General features: G+C 43.9%; 21 protein-coding genes. 12 read left to right on the top strand and 9 right to left on the bottom strand.

All coding sequences use genetic code 11. The features are described from left to right. Positions 1-14: 14 nt before the first annotated feature. The 5 genes from F607_RS0105885 (at position 15) to F607_RS0105865 (ending at position 4939) form a co-directional block, all read left to right on the top strand. Complete coding sequence (locus F607_RS0105885; RefSeq protein ID WP_051310964.1) at positions 15-794, top strand: M48 family metallopeptidase; 780 nt, start codon at positions 15-17, stop codon at positions 792-794. 116 nt (positions 795-910) lie between these two features. Continuing rightward, positions 911-1951 carry a restriction endonuclease gene (locus tag F607_RS0105880; protein ID WP_027707344.1) on the top strand — a complete coding sequence of 347 codons (1041 nt, stop codon included), beginning with the start codon at positions 911-913 and terminating at the stop codon, positions 1949-1951. 139 nt (positions 1952-2090) lie between these two features. Next, positions 2091-3089: a YecA family protein gene (locus F607_RS0105875; RefSeq protein ID WP_027707343.1), complete on the top strand. Its 999-nt coding sequence runs from the start codon at positions 2091-2093 to the stop codon at positions 3087-3089. A 268-nt stretch (positions 3090-3357) separates the two neighbouring features. Next, positions 3358-3651, top strand: coding sequence for a helix-turn-helix domain-containing protein (locus F607_RS0105870; RefSeq protein ID WP_027707342.1), 294 nt, complete (start codon positions 3358-3360; stop codon positions 3649-3651). Next, complete coding sequence (locus F607_RS0105865) at positions 3641-4939, top strand: type II toxin-antitoxin system HipA family toxin (RefSeq protein ID WP_027707341.1); 1299 nt, start codon at positions 3641-3643, stop codon at positions 4937-4939. The genes F607_RS0105870 and F607_RS0105865 overlap by 11 nt, the downstream gene beginning before the upstream one ends. Before the next feature lie 109 nt (positions 4940-5048). On the opposite strand, the gene F607_RS0105860 is transcribed toward F607_RS0105865, so the two are convergent. Continuing rightward, positions 5049-5918 (bottom strand): YicC/YloC family endoribonuclease, encoded by an 870-nt coding sequence (locus F607_RS0105860; RefSeq protein ID WP_027707340.1) that lies wholly within the window; start codon positions 5916-5918, stop codon positions 5049-5051. Between the two features lie 284 nt (positions 5919-6202). Between F607_RS0105860 and rph the strand changes: the two genes are divergently transcribed. Beyond that, positions 6203-6931: a ribonuclease PH gene (gene rph, locus F607_RS0105855; protein WP_027707339.1), complete on the top strand. Its 729-nt coding sequence runs from the start codon at positions 6203-6205 to the stop codon at positions 6929-6931. A gap of 75 nt (positions 6932-7006) precedes the next feature. Here the strand turns inward: rph and F607_RS0105850 are convergent, their stop codons facing one another. Continuing rightward, the gene (locus tag F607_RS0105850; RefSeq protein WP_027707338.1) at positions 7007-7792 is read right to left on the bottom strand and encodes an exodeoxyribonuclease III; all 786 of its coding nucleotides are present in this window, start codon (positions 7790-7792) and stop codon (positions 7007-7009) included. An 83-nt stretch (positions 7793-7875) separates the two neighbouring features. Here F607_RS0105850 and pyrE point away from each other — a divergent pair, with 83 nt between their 5' ends. Both pyrE and F607_RS0105840 read left to right on the top strand, forming a co-directional pair. After that, the gene (pyrE, locus tag F607_RS0105845) at positions 7876-8520 is read left to right on the top strand and encodes an orotate phosphoribosyltransferase (protein ID WP_027707337.1); all 645 of its coding nucleotides are present in this window, start codon (positions 7876-7878) and stop codon (positions 8518-8520) included. Positions 8521-8597: 77 nt separating this feature from the next. After that, positions 8598-9584, top strand: coding sequence for a hypothetical protein (locus tag F607_RS0105840; protein WP_027707336.1), 987 nt, complete (start codon positions 8598-8600; stop codon positions 9582-9584). A gap of 34 nt (positions 9585-9618) precedes the next feature. On the opposite strand, the gene slmA is transcribed toward F607_RS0105840, so the two are convergent. The 5 genes from slmA to coaBC form a co-directional block, all read right to left on the bottom strand. Then, positions 9619-10218 (bottom strand): nucleoid occlusion factor SlmA, encoded by a 600-nt coding sequence (gene slmA, locus F607_RS0105835; RefSeq protein ID WP_027707335.1) that lies wholly within the window; start codon positions 10216-10218, stop codon positions 9619-9621. 172 nt (positions 10219-10390) lie between these two features. Beyond that, on the bottom strand, positions 10391-11278 hold the full coding sequence (gene argB, locus F607_RS0105830; RefSeq protein ID WP_027707334.1) for an acetylglutamate kinase: 888 nt from the start codon (positions 11276-11278) through the stop codon (positions 10391-10393). A gap of 491 nt (positions 11279-11769) precedes the next feature. After that, the gene (locus F607_RS28320) at positions 11770-13206 is read right to left on the bottom strand and encodes a phosphomannomutase/phosphoglucomutase (protein WP_206196826.1); all 1437 of its coding nucleotides are present in this window, start codon (positions 13204-13206) and stop codon (positions 11770-11772) included. A 1487-nt stretch (positions 13207-14693) separates the two neighbouring features. Further along, entirely contained in the window at positions 14694-15152 is a 459-nt protein-coding gene (dut, locus tag F607_RS0105820) for a dUTP diphosphatase (protein ID WP_027707333.1), read from the bottom strand. A gap of 19 nt (positions 15153-15171) precedes the next feature. Continuing rightward, positions 15172-16380: a bifunctional phosphopantothenoylcysteine decarboxylase/phosphopantothenate--cysteine ligase CoaBC gene (gene coaBC, locus F607_RS0105815; protein ID WP_027707332.1), complete on the bottom strand. Its 1209-nt coding sequence runs from the start codon at positions 16378-16380 to the stop codon at positions 15172-15174. 182 nt (positions 16381-16562) lie between these two features. On the opposite strand from coaBC, the gene radC reads away from it, so the two are divergent. The 4 genes from radC (at position 16563) to trhP (ending at position 19366) form a co-directional block, all read left to right on the top strand. Then, positions 16563-17249: a RadC family protein gene (radC, locus tag F607_RS0105810; protein ID WP_027707331.1), complete on the top strand. Its 687-nt coding sequence runs from the start codon at positions 16563-16565 to the stop codon at positions 17247-17249. A 254-nt stretch (positions 17250-17503) separates the two neighbouring features. Continuing rightward, positions 17504-17740 (top strand): 50S ribosomal protein L28, encoded by a 237-nt coding sequence (rpmB, locus tag F607_RS0105805; protein WP_027707330.1) that lies wholly within the window; start codon positions 17504-17506, stop codon positions 17738-17740. A 16-nt stretch (positions 17741-17756) separates the two neighbouring features. Continuing rightward, positions 17757-17912 (top strand): 50S ribosomal protein L33, encoded by a 156-nt coding sequence (gene rpmG, locus F607_RS0105800; protein WP_027707329.1) that lies wholly within the window; start codon positions 17757-17759, stop codon positions 17910-17912. A gap of 113 nt (positions 17913-18025) precedes the next feature. Beyond that, entirely contained in the window at positions 18026-19366 is a 1341-nt protein-coding gene (trhP, locus tag F607_RS0105795) for a prephenate-dependent tRNA uridine(34) hydroxylase TrhP (RefSeq protein ID WP_027707328.1), read from the top strand. A 31-nt stretch (positions 19367-19397) separates the two neighbouring features. Here trhP and F607_RS0105790 read toward each other — a convergent pair whose 3' ends face one another. Beyond that, entirely contained in the window at positions 19398-19757 is a 360-nt protein-coding gene (locus F607_RS0105790; protein ID WP_027707327.1) for an ABC transporter substrate binding protein, read from the bottom strand. A 37-nt stretch (positions 19758-19794) separates the two neighbouring features. Then, positions 19795-20068 (bottom strand): transposase (locus F607_RS0105785; RefSeq protein WP_027707326.1); only part of this gene is annotated, 274 nt, incomplete at its 5' end.

The following is a 20068-nucleotide window of genomic DNA, read 5'->3' as shown; positions in this document are numbered from 1 at the left end:
TGTCTTTAACACGAATGAGTGTAACGATTGAGTCCAGTCAAAAAACACCAGTGCTAGCTAAACAAGTGCTAGGGTTTCACTATGGTGACGAGCACATTGCTTTTGAGCGTACCTATCGCATGAGCAATGCCCAACGGGTATTAATTAAAGTACACCCTGATTGTAGTGTATTAGTTCATGCCCCCGCAGCAGCCAGTGATGAAGATGTATTAAACGCGGTTAAAAAGCGTGCTCGCTGGATTTACCAGCAATTGCGTGATTTTCGTGCTCAGCTCACTCATGTTGTTCCACGCCAATATATTAGTGGTGAAAGTTATTACTATCTTGGTAAACAGCACATGTTGAAAGTCATTGCAGATCCTGGAGCCAAACAACAAGTAAAGTTGTTACGTGGCAAGCTCGAAGTGACTGTTCGCCAAAAAAATTCAGAAAAAGTACGAGAGCTATTGGATATGTGGTACAAATCTCGCGCTAAAGAAGTATTTGCTAAACGTTTATGTATCGTTTTAGAGCAAGCCCTCTGGGTATCAGAGCACCCGCCCTTACGTATCCTTACTATGAAAACCCAATGGGGCAGCTGTTCTCCTAATGGCCGATTAACTCTAAACCCACACTTGGTTAAAGCCCCTAGAGAATGTATCGACTATGTTATTCTTCATGAACTTTGCCATATAGCAGAGCATAACCATAGCCAACGATTTTACCGCTTAATGAGACAGGTGATGCCCAACTGGGAAAAGATAAAATCAAGGTTGGATGGCATGGCAACTACGCTTCTCAATGGAGTTTGTTAGTAATTCCTATACCTTTTTGATGTTCTTTTCGTCACAATCTTTATAACATTTTGTTGCTTAATACTGAGCTTATTAAAATAGCAGTAGCATTTCACCAGCCTATGGAAAGAATAAACATGGCAGTTTGGTTAATTCGAGCCGGTTCAAGTGGCGAATTTGAGCAAAAATTCATTCAAGAGAATCGCGTGTACCTCACTTGGGATGAACTTAAGCAGAATTTAGCTGATTTACGGCAACGTTCAGAGTTACTGGCGGTGCTTGAAGGGTTATATAAAGATTCAAAACCTAAGCGTTTAATTAACTATGTGAGTCAACTTTGGCCGTTTGCACATAAGATGAATGTTGGCGACTATGTGATCTTGCCTTCAAAATCTCAACCGGTGATTTATGTTGGAAAAATAAACTCTGACTATCAGTTTAACCCTGCAGGCCCTGACCCATTTTTTCACTGGCGACAAGTGAACTGGATGGATGAACCTATCCCACGCTCGCACTTTTCCCAGGATTTATTAAATAGCTTTGGTGCCTTTATGACGATTTGTCGTATTCAGCGCAATAATGCAGAGCAACGGATTCTAGCAATGGAAGCTAATGGTTGGCAGGCTGAATCTACCCAACAAATTATTGCACTAGGCAATACCGAAAAAGAACAAGATGCTGATGATGAAAGTGCTAATGTTGATTTGGAAGAACTTGCCCATAATCAAATTGTGCAGATGATTGAAGCAAAGTTTAAAGGCCATCATTTAACACGTTTGGTTCGTGCGCTTTTAGAAGCGCAAGGTTATACGACGTGGCAAAGCCCTGAAGGTTCGGATGGGGGAGTGGATATTTTAGCCAGTGATGGACCCATGGGATTTGGTCACCAAAATATCTGTATTGAAGTAAAGTCTGGTAGTGAGCTGGTTGATCGACCTACTGTGGATAAATTGCTTGGTGCCATGTCGAAATTTGGTGCGAATCAATGCATTTTTATTGCCTGGGGAGGCTTTCGACGAAATGTGCAAAAAGAGCTGGCAGGCAGTTTTTTCCGTATAAAGTTATGGAGCCAACAAGAGTTACTTGATCAGTTATTTACTCATTACGAAAAATTGGATGAATCGATTAAAGCTGAGCTACCACTGAAGCGTATTTGGACTGTTGCAACGGTTGAGTAGTGACATAGGTAAAAATTTGATTTTTTATACATGAGATGGGTGCTTTTAGGCAATAAATGCAAATAAATTACACTTATTTCATTTAATTTGCAGAGCTTGTTTCATAAAAAAATATTGGAGCAAATAAGAGAACGATAAAATGAAAGTTGGACGTAATGATCCTTGCCCTTGTGGCAGTGGCAAAAAATATAAGCGCTGTTGTATGGATGCAGTTTCAAAACAGCATTCAGAAATTGCTGATGATATTTCACAAACCATTGCTATGAATCCGACACTGACAGAGGATGAGTTAAACCGCTTAGCTCAGCAAAAAATGGTAGAGCGTAATAATCGCCCCATTGATGATTTTTGTGGTTTGTCGCCGACACAAATGTCGAATTGGCTCTATGCTCCCTTTAATGAACTAACTGACGTTAAGATAAGTGTACCTAGTGATTTGTCGGCTAGCCCTGTTATGCGTTATTTATCTGTGATGCTTGATGCTATGGTGGAGCAGGGAGGTTCAATTAAAGCAACAGCGAAAGGCAATCTACCAGCTAAGTTAGTGCAGCAAGCGAGCGCCTTACTGCCTGAATTTGCCGTGGCTGAATTTGAGACCATGCCCAGCATCAGTGATTATACTGGAAGTAACGAAGATAAATTTAATGCTTTGCATTATACCCGTGTGTTGGCCGAGTTAGCGGGCATTATTAACTTTGAGCGTGGGCGGTTTCACCTGAGTGATGGCATACTAAAACAATATCAGCAACAAGGGATAGCAGGCTTCTTTCTGCCTCTTCTAGAAACGGTAGTTGAGCAGTATAACTGGGGCTATTTGGACGGTTGGTCTGATGATGTAAGCCTAAAATCATTTTGGTTGTTTATGCTCTGGCGATTGCAATCACATGGTTCATTGGAACGGTTAATTAAAGACGTTGAGACAGCATTTCCCGATTTGGTTAAACAAGTGCCAAAGAGCAAGTATCGTTCTCAACAAGATCTGTTAGGCGTGTTGATAGAGGTTCGTTTTATTGAAAATTTTTTGCAGTTTTGGGGCTTTGTGACCATGGACCCGAAAAGAGTCCTTAATGGTGAGCCAGTGTCGCCTAAGATAGCCATTTTGCCGCTGTTAACACAGAGCTTTAAATTTTTGGTATAGATATTAATTGCTAGATTTGGATTGATCCTTACCTGGTTGAAAATATGAGCTTAAACACAATGGTTAGCGTACTCAATATCAAAATTATTTAATTAAAGTTAATTATTGTTGACCTACTTTTAGAAAAAGCCATTTTTGAATGACTATCTGGCCGGTTAGGGCAAAGGCTAAGGATAATGCACACAACATGTATTTTGGGATACAATAGTGTCTATTATTGGGCTTTTACGACTATAATGGATACTATTATATCCATGTTTCTTGTGCTATGACTCGACTCTTATTGATAGATGATACTGATGTTCAGAAGGCTTTTGCTGCGCACCTGCGTGGTTTACGTGAACGTGCAAAGCTATCCCGCGATGCGTTGGCTGCGCGTAGTAGTGTTCCTACCTCGACAATCAAAAAATTTGAATTAACTGGACAAATCTCATTTAGGCAGTTATTGCTTCTTTGGCAGAGCTTGGATGATCTTCAACGTTTGTATGCGTTAACACAAAGCACAGCAATTGACTCTGTCATGCCCACTACAATTGATGAGGTGCTCAAAGATGAGCTTTAAGCCAATTTCAAAGCTCACAGTATTGCGCACTTTAGCTACTGGAGAGGTTATAACTGTTGGTGTGTTAGCACAAAATCGACAAGGTGTTTTTTTTCAATATGACTCAGGTTACCTGAGTAGTTTTGGTAACTTATCGCCATTTACGCTAAAGGCGACCACTGAATTACAGCGTGCACCTAAAGCCCCTCATTATGGGTTACATGGTGTGTTTGCAGACAGCTTACCTGATGGCTGGGGATTATTGCTACAGGACCGAGTTTTCCGACAACACGGAGTGTTACCAGCACAGCTTACTTCAATGGATCGGCTTGCTTTTGTTGGCTCAAATGGGATGGGATCTTTGACTTTTGCTCCAACATCAGAATATCAGCTTCAATCAACTGATGATGTTGATCTGGCTACAATAGGGCTTGAAGCACAAGCATTGTTTGAAGGCCAAACGATGGATGTACTTGCTGCATTAGTGGCAGCAGGCAGCTCTGGAGGGGCTAGACCTAAAGCGCAACTGTTTTTGTCACCTAGTGACCCCCGTTGCTGTCGTTCTCAGGCCCAATTGGGGGATGAAGCTTGGTTAGTTAAATTCACATCAAAGAATCTACCACTAGGTCATGAAGAGGGACTCTGTGAGGCAGTTTACTTACACTTGGCTGAGGTGGCGCAATTACATCCGCCAAAATGGCAACTACTAGATGCTCCTAAGCAAAGTGGTGCATGTGCATGGCTTGCCGTAAAGCGGTTCGACTGGGTAGAAAGCTATACAAAACCAGGGCGATTGCATATGCATAGTGCGTGTGGTCTCCTTGATGCTGATTTTCGTGTGCCAAGCTTGGACTATGAAGATCTGATCAAGGCGAGCCGTCAACTCTGTAAATCGCCTGCTATTGGACAATTGCAATTTCGCCGAGCGATATTCAATTTGTTTGCCTGCAATCAGGATGATCACAGTAAAAACTGGGGTTTTTTGCAGGATGATAACGGACAGTGGAGTCCAACCCCCTTTTATGACACAACATTTAGCCCACACCCTTTTAAAGAACACGCCACAGCATTTGGGGGTTATGGAAAACAACCACCACTTCAAGCCATTCAAAAGTTGACGAAAAATGCAGGATTTGCTAACTGGAAACAAGCTCAACAAAGCATTGATGAAGTTGTTGATGTTTTGGCTAATTTTTCTGCTATTGCCAAAGATTTTGGTGTACATCCTAGCACCATTAAGTTGATAGCTAATCAGTTAGCAACCATTAGGGAGGAAAATAAAGGATTGTTGAAGCGTAGTTTTTTGTAAAGTTAAAAGATGTGGTTGCAATTGTTATCCGAAACTGAGGCTAAAAAGCCCTGCATTAATTTCATTTAATTAGCAGGGCTTTTTCGTAAATCATTATTAAGCTAAAAAACTACTCAATATTCTGTACTTGCTCGCGAATTTGTTCGATCAATACTTTTAAATTGACAGCACTTTGTGTGGCTGAGGTGCTGATGGATTTTGAGGCAAGGGTGTTGGCTTCGCGATTCATTTCCTGCATGAGGAAATCCAGTCTACGACCAATGGCGCCTTTTTGTTTTTTGAAGGTGTGTTGCACCTCCGTCACGTGAGTTTGTAGTCGATCCATTTCTTCATCAACATCGGCCCGCTGGGTAATCATGACCATTTCTTGCTCAAGACGAGTGGGATCTAATTCAAGCTTGATTTCTTCAAAGCGCTGGAGGATTTTTTGTCGCTGTTGATCCAGAATTTCAGGCATCGCTTGTCGTACATTGGTGACTTCTTCGCTAATAGAAGCAAGTCGTTGTTCAATATGTTGTTGTAACTCTTTGCCTTCACGTTGGCGGTGTTCAACCAACTGCTTGAGTGCTGATTCAAAGTGGGTGAGTAGCGTTTGCTTCATAGTGTCACGATCTACTTCATTCGCTTGAAGCACACCAGGCCATTGTAAAACGCCCAACATATCGATGGGTTGCACGCTGTTGAACATGGGAGTAAGGCGGCTACAGGTATTGGCGAGCTTTTCAGCTAAGGCTTCATTAACGGTAAATTCTTCAAGTAAGCCTGGGGCGATTTCATAACGTAACTGACATTCCAGTTTGCCACGAGAGACAAATTTACGGATTCGCTCTCGCAGGGCAAACTCTAGATCACGAAAGCCTTCTGGCAGCCTGAAGTGTGGTTCTAGAAAACGATGGTTAACTGAGCGAATTTCCCAACTCAAGGTGCCCCATGATTCTTGTGCTTCCAAGCGGGCAAAGGCTGTCATGCTGCATGTCATGTATGATTTCCCAAATTTGCTGTTGTGTGAACGAGGATTACCTCATTATTGGCACTGACGCATTTCAGCTTAAAAGTAGATGCCAATAGGGTTTTGTAAACTGGTTGTGGATTGTACCTTAGCATAGTCTCTTCGCGAATTACGCTTAGATCAATCTTTTAGGCATCAGTTGCGTTGTGCTCGGTTCATTTATAGTTATGAAGTGGTAGCGATAATGCGAAGCCGCAACGGTAAGGTATATAATGACTAGTCATTGTATCTTCCCGTTTAAACAAGGAAACACTATGCGTCCAAGTGGTAGAACTCCCGATCAGCTTCGCGAAGTGACCATTACCCGAAACTATACCAAGCATGCTGAAGGCTCTGTTTTAGTGGCCTTTGGTGATACAAAGGTTATTTGTAATGCGACAGTTGAAGAGAATGTGCCTCGCTTTTTGAAAGGTGCAGGTAAAGGTTGGGTTACTGCTGAGTACGGTATGTTGCCCCGTTCTACTGGCGAGCGTATGGCGCGAGAAGCATCACGTGGTAAGCAGGGTGGGCGAACCTTAGAAATTCAGCGGTTAATTGGGCGCTCATTAAGAGCTGCAGTGGACCTTACCAAACTAGGTGAGCGCACTATCTATGTTGACTGCGATGTCATTCAGGCTGATGGCGGCACTCGTACTGCTTCGATTACGGGGGCTATGGTCGCTGTGATTGATGCATTACAAACCCTACAGCAAAAGAAATTACTGACGACTGATCCATTATCACACTTTGTGGCAGCAGTTTCTGTTGGTGTTTATCAAGGTGTGCCTGTACTTGATTTAGACTATGCCGAAGACTCGAATGCGCAGACTGATATGAATGTGGTGATGAATGAAGAGGGTGGCCTGATTGAAGTGCAAGGTACAGCAGAAGATGCCGCATTTACACGCCAAGAAATGAACCAAATGTTAGATTTGGCCGAAGCAGGTATACAACAGTTGATTGCTTGTCAGCGAGATGCGTTGGCAGGCGTGTTTATGCCTTAGTATTGGCTAGCCAATAAATAAGTTAGGCGGGTCTGCCAGTTTGGCAGACAATCGCCTTAGAAGGGTACTTTTAAATCAAAAGAGCTCGCTGGGTAGCTCCCAGTCATAATAAGTAATCACGGGCGCATGGTTGGAAAAACGCTGTCCACGGTAAATACCTGCATTAAGTACACGTGATTTTAATGAGTGGGTAATTAAAGGATAATCAAAGCGCCAACCTGTATTTTGTTCAAATGCTTCCTCATTATGCCAATAGGTGTATTGTTCAGTACTACGATCTACAACACGATAGGCATCCACAAACCCCAGCTGTCGTTGTACATCTTCCATCCAGTTTCGCTCTTCTGGCAAGTGACCCGACAGGGTATGTTTGTTATCAATAGTGGCTACATCATGGTGGTCTAAGGCAATCTCCCATGAGCCACATAAAATAAAATCTCGGCGTTTGCGCTGTATTTTTTCCAGTTGTAGGAAATAGGCATCAAGAAAATTAAATTTAGCGGATTTTAATGCGGCTGTCTGATAGCACTCAGGTACCCAGATGCTGGCTATACTTAAGCGATCAAAGTCAGCTTGAATGTAAGCACCAAAGGTATTGGCTTCAGGAAAATTCAGGCCGGTCATAATAGCTTTGGGCGGCGTTCGACTATAAATGGCAACGCCGCCAGGCTGACCAGGCTCGGCAGAAAAAAAATAGTGCAGGTAATCGCTTGGGAAAATCCGCTGGTCAGTCAATTCGGCGTCATTTTCCTGAATATTTTGCAGGCAAATAACATCAGCATCCTGTCGGTTTAGCCACTCAAAAAAGCCTTTCTCACACGCACGACTGATACCGTCCAAATTGAAACTAATAATCTTCATACATAGCCCCTTGCTGAAGGAGAGTGTATGATACCTGAGCTAAACATCTGTGGAACCCTAATAGTTAATAATTAGGTTTTAACATGCAAAATTACCAACGCGATTTTATTAAATTTGCAATTGAGCACAAGGTTTTAACCTTTGGTGAGTTTACTTTAAAGTCTGGCCGAAAAAGCCCTTATTTTTTTAATGCGGGTTTGTTTAAAACGGGTGAGGCAATGCTGCATTTAGGGCGTTTTTATGCAGCAGCATTAATGGATGCTCAACTTAACTACGACGTTTTGTTTGGACCCGCCTACAAGGGTATTCCTTTAGTGACCAGTGTAGCCATCTCTTTGGCCAGCCAAGGTCATGGTGAAGCGCCTTTCGCGTTTAACCGCAAAGAAGCCAAACAGCATGGCGAGGGTGGCCAGCTTGTGGGGGCTGAATTACAAGGCAATATTGTTATTGTTGATGATGTGATTACGGCAGGTACGGCAATTCGAGAGTCAATGGCGATTATTCAGGATCAAGGGGCAAAGCCTGCGGGTGTGTTAGTAGCTCTGGACCGTCAAGAGCGCGGTAAAGGTGAGCTTTCTGCTATTCAGGAAGTTGAACAAACATTTGGAATACCTGTTATTAGTATTGTTAATCTTCAACAAGTACTAGACTTTATTAAAAGTGATGAAAACCTCAAGCAGTATGCTGAAGCCGTTGCGCAGTATCGGCAGCAATATGGTGTTGCTTAACTGCGTTGAGGTAACAGGTAGTAAAGGCTTAACACTCTTTTAAACACTCTCACAATGTTGTGCGTTTAGGTTATGTGATGATGCAAAACCATATAAAGCGGAGTTTGATAATTGCCATTACGTGTTCCTTGCTATCGGGCGTGGTGTGGGGAGCGGAGCCACTTCGTTTTTATCGCTTTGTGGATGAAAGCGGGAACATGGTTATTTCAAGCAGTATACCTCCGCATCTGGCTGCAAAGGGAGGATATACGGTCATTGATGATAAAGGTCGCGTCTTAGAAAAAGTACCCAAAGCACTTACACCTGAGCAGCTTATTGAGAAAAAACAGCAGGACTTGATTCGTGAGGCGCTAGAGCAGCAGCGAGCCCAGCAGGAGGCAAGAGATAAAACGCTATTGACCTTGTACAGCTCGACAGATGATATCGAACGAGCTATGCAGCGTCAGTTGGCTGAAATTGAAGATAAAATAAAAACTACTGAAGGTGATATTAGGCGTACTCAGCAAAACAAAGGGCAAAAAGAAGAGCAGGCGGCAAATGTTGAACGAAGTGGACGACAAGTACCAAAGCGGATCTTAGAAGAAATCAAGCACCTTGAAAGCGAAACCAAGCGGCTAGAAAAAGAAGTTGAGCGACGCCGTAAGGAACAAGAAGAAGTTAAAGCAAAGTTTGCGAAAGATATAGAGCGTTTTCGAGTGCTAACTGGCGAGGATACCCCAGAGGTTCCTGAACCCGTTGATATTTCTAAGGAAGATTTACATGGTATTTGGATTAGTGGCGCTGTCAGTGATACCAAGCATGAAATGATATTAACCAAAAAAGGCAGCTTAACCTGGGTATCTAATGCGCCTTCTGGCATTCGTACACTGAGGATAGGCAACTGGAAGTCGGAAAAGCAGGCACTGCTAGTGACGGTTAATTCTCGGCAAACTACTGATAAGCAAGGTAAAGTTGCTCTTGAACAAACCTCAGAGCAAAAGCGCTATCCCGTCAAAGGCTATCAAAGCAATATAATTGTGCTAGAGATTGAAGGGAAAGCTATTCCCTTCTCTCGCTCAGATTAAACTTTAACTCTTACAGCCAGAGATGCTGTTCAAGCTAGGTGTTTTTACGAAACACGGCGACCACCAATAAAGGCCACTGCTCTGACCATAGCTCGGTGGGACTCCGTTTAAACTCACTGCGTACAAACTGTGAAATACGGCCTTCTGCTGCCGCCATGAGTAAGTTTGCTGCTCCGCTGAGTGTTAGGTTGGTGCGCAATCCTTCCCTAAACTCTGCTTCTCGAATTATTTGCTTGATTTGTGTCTCCAGCCGGTCGAAAAACTGAATAACGCGAGAGCGAAGCCGTTCTGTTTCTCCCATTAACGCATCACCTGTCAGTATGCGAGTAATACCTGGATTTTTTTCAGTAAATGTTAACAAGAGTGTAAGCACTTGTTCACAGCGGCGAATGGCTGATTTTTCTTCCGCGAGAATCAGTTTCACCCGTGAAAAAATCGTATCTTCTATAAAGATAATTAACCCTTCGAACATTTTCGCTTTGCTGGGAAAGTGACGGTAAAGTGCAGCTTCAGAGACCCCAACCTCTTTGGCTAAACGAGATGTTGTAATGCGAGAGCCGGGGTTGTGCTCTAACATATGCGCAAGTGCCTGCAATATTTGCTCTTTGCGCGATAGCTTGTGGGTGTTTTCCATTATTACCTGTAATTGTTCTGATGTCGTAGACATAGCGGCAAGTCTTCCCCCCGGAATGGCCGATCCTTGCCAAGCTCAACTTAATTTAAAGTGGCTTAGCGTTGCAATGTCGTGCTTATTGTTGTGTGTCGTCGTATTCAGTAACAAAGAAACAGCTTACCTGGTGGTTAGGCTAAGCCTTGATCAGTGTACCCACATTGGCTTTTGCGAATAACTCAAGTAATACAGCACTTGTTACCCGACCATCGACAATATGGGCGCTTTTTACCCCATGGTTTACAGCACTTATAGCACACTTTATTTTCGGTATCATGCCACCACTGATCGTCCCATCTGCAATTAGTCGGTCTGTTTCAGTCGTATTCAGCTCTGAAATAAGTTGACCCTCTTTATTAAGCAGGCCTGGCGTGTTAGTGAGCAGTAGTAACTGGTTGGCCTGTAGCACTTCCGCCACTTTTCCTGCAACAAGGTCTGCGTTGATATTGTAAGTGTTGCCTTGAGGGTCTACCCCAATAGGTGCAATGACCGGTATAAAATCTGTCGCTAGCAGCAAGTCAATTAAATCGGTACGAATTTCAGCAACTTGACCGACAAAACCTAAGTCGACAGTTTCAGTACTTCCATCAGGCACAAGGTGTGTAGTGAGTTTTTGGGCAATAATAGTATGGGCGTCTTTTCCGGAAAGGCCTACAGCATTACCATTGTAGCAGTTGATTAAATTAACAATTTCACCATTAACCTGGCCAGTTAAGACCATTTCTACCACATCCATGGTGGGTTGGTCGGTAACGCGCATGCCATGAATAAACTGAGTGTCAATGTTTAGCTGTTGAAGGCGGGCACCAATTTGTGGTCCTCCGCCATGGACGATGACGGGGTTAATCCCTAATGTTTTCATCAGCACAATATCACGCGCAAAGCTGCGCTTTAGCGCATCACTCTCCATCGCATTCCCACCATACTTGATTACAATAGTCTGACCGGATAGCTGCTGAATATAGGGTAAGGCGTCAGTTAAGATTGAAGCAGATTGCAAAGCCGCTTCGTGTGAAAGTGTCATGCTGGATACCATCAAAAAAATCAATTACCAAGGTTAGTGTGCTTGGTAGTATACCCTTCAATAGGGGTATTGTTGTGCATAAACATTTAATTTGAAGTCAATGACAATAACACCCTTTAACTCCATAAGCTATTTGCCCCTGGTGCATAGTGCCATTGCTACCCTCACGAATCGTTTTTATGTGCGCTATCCATAGCGCTCACCCTAACGGGCCAGCGAAGCTGTTCTAATGTGTTCCCGACACATTAGTAGGGTTCGTTGTCAGCGTTCTTGACCACCAAGGATGGTGGGAATGCAGTCTATGCATAATGACATGGATGTCATATAGTAGAGCAATGCAGGAGCTATTGCCGAGGAGCATTTAACTGCCACCCCAGTCACTTATTAATATTAAGCTTCTGGGGCTTGATCACTTGATGGCCTCCCCTAAAAAAACTTCGTTATGGGTATATCTGGCTAGGGGCAGTATTAATGGCGTCGTTACTCAGGGGTTAAAATGGAATATCTAAACTAGAGTCAACGGCTAACAATTGTTTTTTAAATAATGCCTTTATTTTCTTTAGGTTTTCTTCGGTATCGGCTTCAAAGCGCAAGACTAAAACAGGTGTCGTGTTGGATGCTCTAACCAGACCCCAGCCAACTGGAAAGTCAACGCGAACGCCATCGATATCAGTGATAGTGCCTTTACCAAAGTTACCTTGTTTCGCAAGCTGATCAACCAAATCAAATTTATTTTCATCAGTCACTTGGATATTGATTTCTGGCGTACTGATTGTTTCAGGAAAAGAGGCAAAAATTTGGTCAGCATTCCGGGTTTCGGTAGACAGAATTTCAAGTAAGCGAGCTGCGCTGTAAATACCGTCATCAAAGCCATACCAGCGCTCTTTAAAGAAAATGTGCCCACTCATTTCACCGGCGAGTAGCGCGCCCGTTTCCTTCATTTTAGCTTTAATGAGGGAGTGTCCGGTTTTCCACATGATAGGACGGCCGCCGTAACCACTGATTAAGCCAGTGAGCTTACGCGTACACTTCACATCAAAGATGATGTCTGCACCAGGGTTACGTGAGACCACGTCTTTTGCAAATAGCATTAACAGACGATCAGGATAAATCAGTTTACCCTCATTGGTAATGACACCTACCCGGTCTGCATCGCCATCAAAGCCTAGTCCTAAATCGGCCTTGGTTTCTTTTACTTTGGCAATAAGGTCTTTAAGGTTTTCTGGTTTGCCCGGATCAGGGTGGTGGTTAGGGAAGTTTCCATCCACGTCACAATAAAGTGGAATGACATTACAGCCTAAGTCTTCCAGAAGTCGTGGTGCGATAACGCCACCCACGCCATTGCCACAATCAACAACCACTTTAAGGGGTTTCGCCAGGGCAATATCATTGCGAATACGCTCAACATAACTTTCTAACACATCAACTTCGATGAGTGAGCCTTGGCCTTGCTGTAAATTATTTTCTTTGATGCGCTGGTATAACTGTTGTATATCCTCGTTGGCTAGGGTTTTTCCAGCGAGAACAGTTTTAAAACCATTGTAGTCAGGTGGATTATGGCTACCTGTAACCATGACCCCAGAGTTAGACTCATCAATAATGTGGGTAGCAAAATATAAGACAGGTGTAGGCACCATACCAATACTGATAACATCACAGCCCGTCGAGATAATACCTTGCATAAGGTTTTGACTGACTTCAGGGCTGGACAGTCGTCCATCTGCACCTACTATAACGCATTTTTCACCACGTGCTTGTGCTTCTGAGCCAATGGCTTTTCCTATGAGCGTTGCAGTTTCAAAAGTGAGTGTATCGCCTACAACACCTCGAATGTCGTATGCACGAAAAATGCTTGCTGGCACTTCCACTTGAGTATCCTCTGGTTGGTTGTCAGATCCATCTTCATCCAGTTCTTCAATATCAAGCATATCTGTTGACTGGAAAAGTGGGTCTGCAAAATTAAAGTTATTTATTTCATCTGCTACAGATGATGTTGATGGAGCGATATTATCACTTGTAGGTGGCGTAGATTTTACGGAATCGTCAATTTCTGGCTGAGATTTGGATTTTGTTACTGCGGGCCTAAATTGATCTTTAAATAACTGCTCTAAACTCAATGCAATGTTATGGAATAAGTCAAGCTGGCAGTTTACTGTCTTACGTTTTTGAGCCATTCGTGCTTCTAAAAAAGTAACCAATGAGGCTGCATCTGCCCTGCTTGCTTTGGTTAGCATATTCATGGCCAACCAAGTAGTGACAGCAATACAGGTAAGGGCAATGATCGCGGCGATAATAATCCACAAGATGGAGAGTGGCAGCTTATTACTTAAGTCAGATGACGTATAACTCAGTTGCCAATAGGCATTATTGCTTTGCAGAATAACTGGGGATTCTCCGCTAGTAGCTTGCCCATAAGTAAGTTGGTTTTGTGGTTGTTGATTGGCATTAAATTGCTGTTGTAATGCTACCTGCCCCTGATTGGCTGGAATTGACTGAAAGGCATTGGTTAAAACAGATAAGTCAAAGACAGTAATGACTGCTCCTAACACAGGGCCTTGTTCAGGCTTAATGCGAGCTGTGGCAATTACATAAGGTGTGCCTTCTATTTTATGGATTTCTGCGGGAACTTGTTGGCCACGTTCAGACTTTCTTGCCATATCACGAGCAGCATAGTTCATGGGCACGGTCCCATCACTCGCCAGTGAATCATCATCACGCTTGCGGAATCGCACCTGGACCGCATGCGGTGTTGAGGCAGTAAGTGCTTTTTCAAGCTGGCGTAATTTATCTTGGTTTTTTTCTTCAAGGGCAGAGATGACGTCGAGATTTTTGCCAAGACCATTTACTGTCTGTTCAATAACAGCAATTTGCAGGTTAAGTTGATGTTGGTATTGCGCACCACGTGCGGCAATAACCTCGTCTTTGAACTGGCTGTTGCCACTGGCATAGTAGAAAAGAAAAACAATGATTAAAGTGAGTAAAACACCTAATATTGAGCCTGCACTGCTGACGAGAAAAAAATGACTAATAGGCTTGTGATTGCTAGGTGAGGAGGGGGCTCCTTTACTGGGGGCTGCTTGCTTATTGTTATCTGATTCTTTTTTGGGGCGCTTTTTAATCATAACTATCCCGTTAAGCTAAGCCTATAAAATGGCATGACTATACCTATAGCGAAGGGTATGCAAATAATTATAGAGATAAAGTACAACTAGTCGTGTAATAAGCTAAGACTAGTGTTGCCTTGTTAGGCATTTTGGCTATGAACAGGATAAGCTCAAAGCCTGTTAATGCAATGCGTTGACTCAATTTAAACGATATACAGCCTAGGGTAATCGTTTAAACGGCATTAACAGGTTTAAGAGTTGATACATTCTTCGCTGCGGCTATCCAGGAAAAACTTTTTTGAGGAGGAGGTTTACCCTCTCCCTGAGTGACCAAACCCTCCAGCCCCACGGTCAGTGGAGTCGAAGTCTTCAACAATCTCACACTGAGCTTGTACAACAGGCACTAGTACAAGTTGAGCTATACGATCACCTGGTTGAATAGTGAAGTTATCTTGTCCACGGTTCCAGCAAGAGATCATCAGCTGACCTTGATAGTCTGAGTCAATTAAGCCAACCAGGTTACCAAGCACAATCCCATGCTTATGTCCTAATCCTGAGCGAGGCAAAATCATTGCTGCGAGTCCTGGATCTGCAATGTGGATGGCTATGCCAGTGGGGATAAGTTCTGTTTGCCCTGGCGCTAGCGTAAGTGGTGCATCAAGGCAGGCGCGTAAATCCATCCCCGCAGAGCCTTCAGTCGCATAGTGGGGTAAAGGGAATTCACTACCAATGCGCGCATCGAGTATTTTAGTTTGTAACGTTGGTTTCATAGCAATTTAACTTTAACTATTACGATGTGAGTTGTTCGTGGATTAGGGAAATTAACTGCTTTGCCAAGGCCTGCTTGGTATTTTGATCGAGTGCAATGCGTTGTGTTGGGTTATAAACAGTCACGGCATTGTGATCACTGTTAAATCCAATATTGGTTTGGCTGACATCATTAGCAATAATCATATCCAGTTTTTTGCGGGTTAGCTTATCTTTAGCATGTTGCTCAAGGGCTTGAGTTTCTGCGGCAAAGCCAACGACAAAGGGTTTTGGCTGCATGCTGGCAACACTGGCAATAATGTCTGGGTTACGAACCAATGTTAATGTCATTGTTTGTTCTGCATTGTTCGGATCTTTTTTCAGCTTTTGGCTGGCTGCTTGCTCAGGGCGATAATCAGCAACAGCAGCACAACCAATAAAAATTGAAGCAGTGCTGGTGTGCTCTTGAACGGCATTATGCATAGCTTCTGCACTATCTACATTAATCCGTTTAACTCCCCTTGGGGTTACTAACTGAACAGGCCCACTGATGAGTGTGACTTCTGCCCCTGCGTCAACAGCAGCTTGCGCTAACGCGAAGCCCATTTTTCCAGAGCTATGATTGGATATGTAGCGCACAGGATCGATAGCTTCGCGAGTAGGTCCCGCAGTAATAACCACATGATGGCCTGTCAGGATTTTTGGGCTGAACTGCTCGGCACATAATTGAGCAATTTCAGCGGCTTCTAACATCCGCCCTGGACCGACCTCACCACAGGCCTGGAAGCCTTGTGCTGGGCCAAAGCAACGCACGCCACGATCAATCAAACATTGCAGGTTATGTTGTGTGGCAGCATGTTGCCACATCTGCTGATTCATGGCTGGAGCAATGCACAGTGGTGCTTCTGTAGCTAAACACAGAGTACTAAGTAAGTCATCTGCACGGCCTTGTGCCAAGCTAGATAAACAATTCGCTGTTGCTGGTGCAATGATTACCAGGTCTGCCCAGCGCGCTAACTCGATATGATTCATTCCAGCTTCAGCTTCTGGCGATAACAGCTCAGTGTGGACAGGGTGGCCAGATAGGGCTTGAAAAGTCAGGGGGGTAATAAAGGCCTGTGCACCTTTGCTCATAACAACACGGACTTCAGCGCCAGCATCTCGCAGGCGACGCACAAGCTCGGCCGATTTATACGCTGCAATGCCTCCGGTTATGCCCAGGACAATCTTTTTACTCTGTAGTTGGTGCATGGTAACTCTGGATTGGTTTAACGGTAGAAGCTGGTATTTGTTCGCATTAATTTCGAGATTAGCCCATTAAGATACTAATCCCTGCGTGGTCGTGGAAGCCATCAGTCTATAGTGGCCTTTGTCAAAAAACCATAGCAGGACTTAATGGATTCGTATTAGTTAAAAAGAGTGAATGATACATCATGGCAATAACGGACTGGCCGTGCAGTGAAAGGCCACGAGAACGCTTGCTGGCGATGGGAGCAAGTGCTCTCTCAGATGCAGAACTATTGGCAATTTTTCTACGAACAGGGGTTAAAGGTAAAACTGCGGTGGACTTAGCCCGTGAGCTGTTGACAACGTTTGGTGGGTTACGACCACTGCTGGAAGCTACGCAGCAGGAATTCTGTCAGGCTCATGGCTTGGGAACGGCCAAGTATGTGCTGTTACAAGCGGTGTTGGAAATGGCAACACGCCACCTGGAGGCGCAGCTGGCCGAGGGAGCCAGTTTACAGAGTTCAACTCAGACCAAGCGCTACGTGCAGGGTAAATTGAGGCATTATACTTATGAAGTATTTGCTGTCCTCTACCTGAATAGCCAGCACCAAATCATTCGCTTTGAGGAGTTGTTTCGTGGCACGCTAAATGCCGCTGCTGTCTATCCTCGGGAAGTGGTTAAGCAGGCCTTGATGTTGAATGCTGCTGCAGTGATCCTGGTGCATAACCATCCAAGTGGTGATACTGAACCCAGTCAGTCAGACTGTTATATCACCGAGCAGCTGCAAGCAGCACTTGAATTAATCGATGTACGGGTGCTAGACCACCTAATCGTTGGTAACGCTGATGTGTTGTCCTTTGCAGAAAAGGGCTTGCTGATAGCTGGTGTTTAATTGATCAAAATGTTGCCAATTTTATCGTGGATTTCTTGCGAATAGGCTTGTCTTCTGGTATAAAGCTGTGCTCTTTGCGGGGGTGGCACACGATTGGGCCAACTCAACACGCCTCATCAAACTGCGTGAATCAATGGCCCCCAGATGTGCGTCTCGATTGACTGAATTTCAGCTAAATTGAAAGGCACACCCGGTTGATTTAGGTAATAGGTTTACCAACCGATGAGGTTGGCAAGCGGTTGGAGAGGCGAAAAATGTCAAAGGTTTGTCAGGTAACTGGTAAGCGACCAGTCACTGGAAACAATGTATCTCACGCTAACAACAAAACCAAGCGCCGTTTCGCGCCTAATCTGCACTACCATCGTTTTTGGGTAGAGTCAGAAAAGCGTTTTGTAAGACTGCGGATTTCTGCTAAAGGTATGCGCATTATTGACAAAAAAGGCATTGACACTGTTCTTGCCGATTTGCGCGCTCGTGGCGAAAAGATTTAATTAGGAGGACTGTATCATGCGTGAGAAAATTAGAATGGTATCCTCTGCAGGTACTGGCCATTTCTACACAACTGACAAAAACAAGCGCAGCACGCCAGACAAACTGGAAATGAAAAAGTTTGATCCAGTTGTTCGCAAGCACGTGATGTACAAAGAAGCAAAAATCAAATAAGGTTTTTGTCTTTTTGTCAGGTTGCTAAAACCCGCCAAAGCGGGTTTTTTTATATTTAAAGCTAAAGTTTGTATATTTTTTGACCGTTGGCGATTGAGCAGAGCGAGTAGGTTATGAAACCGGAATTGTTATCACCTGCGGGTACCCTGAAAAATATGAAGTATGCCTTTGCCTATGGTGCAGATGCCGTTTATGCAGGGCAGCCTCGTTACAGCCTTCGGGTACGCAACAATGATTTTAAGATGGAAAACCTGGAAAAGGGGATTCAGCTAGCGCATCAGCAAGGAAAACAATTCTATCTCGCCAGCAATATTGCGCCCCATAACAGTAAAATCAAAACCTATATGCAGGACATGGAGCCGGTGATTGCAATGCAGCCTGATGCGCTGATCATGTCTGATCCTGGTTTGATTATGTTGGTGCGAGATAAATGGCCAGATATGCCCGTTCATCTCTCTGTGCAAGCCAATGTGGTTAACTACGCTTCGGTAAAGTTTTGGTACCGGCAAGGTATTACGCGAGTTATTTTATCCCGTGAACTCTCATTGGATGAGGTTGAAGAGATTCGTATGCAGTGCCCTGAGATGGAACTTGAAGTATTTGTTCATGGTGCACTGTGTATAGCTTATTCTGGTCGCTGTTTGTTGTCAGGCTATATGAACCGTCGTGACCCGAACCAGGGTACGTGTACCAATGCCTGTCGCTGGAAGTATGATGCACACGATGCGAAACAAACAGAAACTGGTGATATTGTTGCTGTTCAAGTTGTAGACCCTCAGCAAGAAGCGCAGGTTGCTCCACAACTGGGTGCTGGACAAACCACAGATCAAATCTTCTTATTGGAAGAGCAGGGCCGTCCTGGTGAGCTGATGCCTGCATTTGAAGATGAGCATGGCACTTACATCATGAACTCCAAAGATCTGCGCGCAGTTCAGCATGTAAAACGGTTAACTGATATGGGCGTGGCTTCATTAAAAATCGAAGGCCGGACCAAGTCCCATTATTATGTCGCGCGAACTGCACAAGTTTATCGCCAGGCCATTGAAGATGCTGTGCAAGGTAAAGCATTCAATATGGACCTGATGGATGACCTTGAGAAGTTAGCCAGTCGTGGTTACACCGAGGGCTTTTATCGTCGTCATGTACATGATGAGTATCAGAATTATGAGCGTGGCAATTCGATCAGTGACAAGCAGCAGTTTGTAGGTGAAATTGTTGAGGCGGATGAGCAGTTTATTGTTGTCGATGTAAAAAATCGTTTTGCGATAGGTGATGAGCTGGAGTTGCTGACACCAGAAGGTAATCAAACATTTGCGCTATCGCATATGGAAAACAAGCGTGGTGAAACGATGGAAGTTGCTCCAGGCTCTGGTCACCGAGTGAAAATTCCTTTAGCCGGCTATCAAGGAGGAGAGTTTGGTTTGCTGGCGCGTAATATTCGTCAGGCCAGTTAGTTGTGGGGGGTAATAAAAGAGAAAGACTGGCTTATTGATCACCAACCCATTGCACTTTATTCGTTAAGCTGTCTGGTAGCGTTAGTGAAAAGCGTTGCCAGGCTGATCGGTTGATGAGTAGTTGACCTTGGCCTGGTCTTACAACGCTTAGCTTACTTATAGGCACACCTTGCTGATGCTGATGGACTCGCTGGGCAAGTTGCTCTCCCAGTTCATAATAAATTGCGGTTGTCCCCAGTAATGCCCCGTCTTTTACAAAAATATCAACAGCTGCAACTGACAGCATTTTAAACGCATTGATAGCTTCTATTAACGCTGCTCGCTGCGAAATTAAAAAGCTATCTGAGGGAAGGTATACGGTATTAATCTTATCTTTAGTAATCTGTGACATGACTTTAAATAAAGGCTCTATATGGATTCCTAGGGGGTTATATCAATAGCTCTATTAGATCATTAAGTAAGCTTTTTCCTCGGCACTTTATATTGTACACAAACTCAAATAATGCTAAATAAAAAGGTAGTTTTTCTTGAGAAATACCTCGATGAGGTCTTAACCATGAGCGTAGTAATGACCAACAACCTTCAATGGTGTTAACATGTACTTCGTGAAAACCATCCCCATCTTCATCACGAGCATACTCCCCTTTCCCGTGACAAACGGTTTTATGTTGATATCCCCAACTCTTTAGTCGTGAGTAAATA

It is taken from the genome of Zooshikella ganghwensis DSM 15267 (genome assembly GCF_000428585.1).
Classification (GTDB): domain Bacteria; phylum Pseudomonadota; class Gammaproteobacteria; order Pseudomonadales; family Zooshikellaceae; genus Zooshikella; species Zooshikella ganghwensis.
This window is presented reverse-complemented; position numbering and strand designations above follow the sequence as displayed.

Excerpts from the sequence above, each read along its gene's own strand:
- F607_RS0105840 (WP_027707336.1), top strand. The coding sequence starts at position 8,598 with ATGATGCAAAACCATATAAAGCGGAGTTTGATAATTGCCATTACGTGT.
- F607_RS0105865 (WP_027707341.1), top strand. The coding sequence starts at position 3,641 with ATGAGCTTTAAGCCAATTTCAAAGCTCACAGTATTGCGCACTTTAGCT.
- F607_RS0105790 (WP_027707327.1), bottom strand. The coding sequence starts at position 19,757 with ATGTCACAGATTACTAAAGATAAGATTAATACCGTATACCTTCCCTCA.
- rph (WP_027707339.1), top strand. The coding sequence starts at position 6,203 with ATGCGTCCAAGTGGTAGAACTCCCGATCAGCTTCGCGAAGTGACCATT.
- coaBC (WP_027707332.1), bottom strand. The coding sequence starts at position 16,380 with ATGCACCAACTACAGAGTAAAAAGATTGTCCTGGGCATAACCGGAGGC.
- F607_RS0105880 (WP_027707344.1), top strand. The coding sequence starts at position 911 with ATGGCAGTTTGGTTAATTCGAGCCGGTTCAAGTGGCGAATTTGAGCAA.
- dut (WP_027707333.1), bottom strand. The coding sequence starts at position 15,152 with ATGAAACCAACGTTACAAACTAAAATACTCGATGCGCGCATTGGTAGT.
- radC (WP_027707331.1), top strand. The coding sequence starts at position 16,563 with ATGGCAATAACGGACTGGCCGTGCAGTGAAAGGCCACGAGAACGCTTG.
- slmA (WP_027707335.1), bottom strand. The coding sequence starts at position 10,218 with ATGGAAAACACCCACAAGCTATCGCGCAAAGAGCAAATATTGCAGGCA.
- trhP (WP_027707328.1), top strand. The coding sequence starts at position 18,026 with ATGAAACCGGAATTGTTATCACCTGCGGGTACCCTGAAAAATATGAAG.
- F607_RS0105885 (WP_051310964.1), top strand. The coding sequence starts at position 15 with ATGAGTGTAACGATTGAGTCCAGTCAAAAAACACCAGTGCTAGCTAAA.
- rpmB (WP_027707330.1), top strand. The coding sequence starts at position 17,504 with ATGTCAAAGGTTTGTCAGGTAACTGGTAAGCGACCAGTCACTGGAAAC.
- F607_RS0105850 (WP_027707338.1), bottom strand. The coding sequence starts at position 7,792 with ATGAAGATTATTAGTTTCAATTTGGACGGTATCAGTCGTGCGTGTGAG.
- rpmG (WP_027707329.1), top strand. The coding sequence starts at position 17,757 with ATGCGTGAGAAAATTAGAATGGTATCCTCTGCAGGTACTGGCCATTTC.
- F607_RS0105860 (WP_027707340.1), bottom strand. The coding sequence starts at position 5,918 with ATGACATGCAGCATGACAGCCTTTGCCCGCTTGGAAGCACAAGAATCA.
- argB (WP_027707334.1), bottom strand. The coding sequence starts at position 11,278 with ATGACACTTTCACACGAAGCGGCTTTGCAATCTGCTTCAATCTTAACT.
- F607_RS0105875 (WP_027707343.1), top strand. The coding sequence starts at position 2,091 with ATGAAAGTTGGACGTAATGATCCTTGCCCTTGTGGCAGTGGCAAAAAA.
- F607_RS28320 (WP_206196826.1), bottom strand. The coding sequence starts at position 13,206 with ATGCTTGATATTGAAGAACTGGATGAAGATGGATCTGACAACCAACCA.
- F607_RS0105870 (WP_027707342.1), top strand. The coding sequence starts at position 3,358 with ATGACTCGACTCTTATTGATAGATGATACTGATGTTCAGAAGGCTTTT.
- pyrE (WP_027707337.1), top strand. The coding sequence starts at position 7,876 with ATGCAAAATTACCAACGCGATTTTATTAAATTTGCAATTGAGCACAAG.